2 protein-coding genes and 1 pseudogene are annotated in these 2,565 nt (G+C 69.4%); all 3 read right to left on the bottom strand.

What is annotated here, in order from left to right:
- Positions 1–1,483 (bottom strand): ATP-binding protein (locus tag VFL64_RS22580; RefSeq protein WP_489542637.1); only part of this gene is annotated, 1,483 nt, incomplete at its 3' end.
- Positions 1,484–1,655: 172 nt separating this feature from the next.
- The gene (locus VFL64_RS22575; RefSeq protein ID WP_489542636.1) at positions 1,656–2,303 is read right to left on the bottom strand and encodes an urea amidolyase associated protein UAAP2; all 648 of its coding nucleotides are present in this window, start codon (positions 2,301–2,303) and stop codon (positions 1,656–1,658) included.
- Between the two features lie 10 nt (positions 2,304–2,313).
- A pseudogene (locus tag VFL64_RS22570) lies at positions 2,314–2,565 on the bottom strand (urea amidolyase associated protein UAAP1); the annotation flags it as partial.

Below are 2,565 nucleotides of genomic sequence, written 5' to 3'. Positions count from 1 at the left end.
GGTTGCCGACCAGGCGGTTGGCCAGGCGCAGCGCCAGCGAGTCCATGGGGCCCGAGGGCGGCACGCCCACGTCCCAGTAGCCCACGCGGCCCGGCCAGTCCTGCACCGAGGTCTGCACGCCGGGTGCGCTGATGTCGATGGCACGGCTCAGCGGCTGGTAGCCGGCGAGGCTGCGCGTGGTGTGGCGGCCTTCGGTGAAGGGCGCGAAGCTCATCAGCGAACGCAAATAGCCGAGGTTCGATTCGAGCCCGGCGATGCGCGTGTCATCGAGCGCGCGACCGAGCTTCACCAAAGCGTCTTCTCGGTTGCTGCCGTGCGCGATCAGCTTGGCCAGCATCGGGTCGTAGTGGGCGCCGATCTCGCTGCCGCGTTCGATCCAGGTGTCCACGCGCAGGTCGCTCGGGAAGACCACTTCGGTGAGCAGGCCGGTCGAGGGCTGGAAGTTCTTCGCCGGGTCTTCGGCGTAGAGGCGGGCTTGCACGGCGTGGCCGCGCGCTTCGATGGTCAGGCTGTCCAAGGGCGGCATCTCGCCGGCACCGAGGCGCAGCATCCACTCGACGATGTCCACGCCGGTCACGGCCTCGGTCACGCCGTGCTCCACCTGCAGGCGCGCGTTGACCTCGAGGAAGAAGAACTCCTGCGTGCCCGCATCGACCACGAACTCGACCGTGCCGGCCGAGCGGTACGAGGCCGCCTGCGCGAGGCGGCGTGCGGTATCCAGCAGGGCCGCGCGCACCTCGGGCCGCAGGTTGGGGGCGGGCGTCTCCTCGATCACCTTCTGGTTGCGCCGCTGCAGCGAGCAGTCGCGTTCGCCCAGCGCGAGCACCCGGCCCGCCCCATCACCGAACACCTGCACCTCGATGTGGCGTGCGTTGGCGATGTAGCGCTCGATGAACACGCCGCCATCGGAAAAGTTGGCCTGCGCGAGCCGGCGCACCGAGTCGAAGGCGTCGCGCAGGTCGCTGGCCGCGGCACACATCTGCATGCCGATGCCGCCGCCACCGGCGCTGCTCTTGAGCATCACCGGATAGCCGATGCGCTCGGCCTCGGCCAGCGCTGTGGCCAGGCTGTCGAGCAGGCCGGTGCCGGGCAGCAGCGGCACCTTGGCTTCGGTGGCCAGCGCGCGCGCCGTGTGCTTCAGGCCGAAGAGCCGCATCTGCTGCGGCGTGGGGCCGAGGAAGACCAGGCCGGCCGCCTCGCACAGCTCGACGAACTGAGCGTTCTCGGAGAGGAAGCCATAGCCCGGGTGGATGGCCTGCGCGCCGGTGGCAAGCGCAGCGTCGATGATGCGTTGCATCGACAGGTAGCTGCTGCTCACGGCAGCCGGGCCAACGCAGACGGCCTCGTCGGCCAGCGCCACGTGCATCGAGGAAGCATCGGCCTCGGAGTAGATGGCGACCGCGCCCACGCCCAGGCGGCGCAGCGTGCGGATCACCCGGCAGGCGATGGCGCCACGGTTGGCGATCAGGACTTTCTTGAACATGGTGTGCGGGGTGCAGGGGGCAGGTCGTCCTGCGGGTCACGGGATGCGCGCGCCGGTCGTCCAGCACGCGTTGCCTGCATGTCAACCCGGCGAACGCCGGGATCCACCGGTGGCAAGCACTCCGGCAGGCGGGCAGTGGATCCCGGCGTGCGCCGGGATGACGCATTCGCAGTCACGCCAGCGCGTCCCACACCAGCATGCGCACCGGCGTGGGGTTGTAGCCATTGCAGGGGTTGTTGAGCTGCGGGCAGTTGGAGACCAGCACCGTCACATCCATCTCGGCGCGCAGCTCCACGTACTTGCCGGGCGCCGAGATGCCGTCCTCGAAGGTCAGCTTGCCTTCGGGCGTGACCGGCACGTTCATGAAAAAGTTGATGTTGGAGACGATGTCGCGCTTGTGCAGGCCCTGCTCGTCGTTCGCGATGGCGAGCAGGAAGCTGTCGCGGCAGCTGTGCATGGCGCGCTTCTCCAGCGCGTAGCGCACCGTGTTGCTCTCGCAGGCGCAGGCGCCGCCCAGCGTGTCGTGGCGCCCGCAGGTGTCGGCCACGATGGTCATGAGCGGCCGGCCCTCGCTCGACATCAGGCGCGAGCCGGCGGTGAGGTACAGCCGGCCCTGCGCCTGGATGGTGTGCATCAGGCTGTAGCGTTCCAGCGGCTCGTGCGCGTTGTAGAAGAGGGTGTCGACGGCCTGGTTGCCTTCGAGGTCGACGATGCGCAGCACCTGGCCGCGCGTGAGCCGCTTCATCCAGGGTTCGCCGGCCGGCACGGTCTCGTCGGCGATGGCACGGGCCGGGTCCAGCTGGCTTTCGATGATGGTCATGGTGGGTGCCTCAGAGGAACCAGCGTTCGGTGTTGATGAAGCCGCGCCCGTTCTCGGCGCAGTGCAAGCGGCACACGTCGTCGGCCCCGGCGGTGCCCGAGCGCCAGGCGGTGAGCTGCACCGGCTGCGGGTCGTAGGTGGATGCCGGGTCCAGGGGATGGGGCGCAGCCGAGAGCAGCACCAGCACGTTCATCTCGAAGCGCAGGTCCACGTATTGCCCAGGAGCGCGGTGCGCACTGTCGAAGTGCAGCGCGCCTTCGGC

Source organism: Rhizobacter sp., from assembly GCF_035702065.1.
Classification (GTDB): Bacteria; Pseudomonadota; Gammaproteobacteria; order Burkholderiales; family Burkholderiaceae_C; genus Rhizobacter.
Note: the sequence above shows the minus strand (reverse complement) of the source record. Positions and strands in the feature narration are given on the sequence as shown.

Excerpts from the sequence above, each read along its gene's own strand:
- VFL64_RS22575 (WP_489542636.1), bottom strand. The coding sequence starts at position 2,303 with ATGACCATCATCGAAAGCCAGCTGGACCCGGCCCGTGCCATCGCCGAC.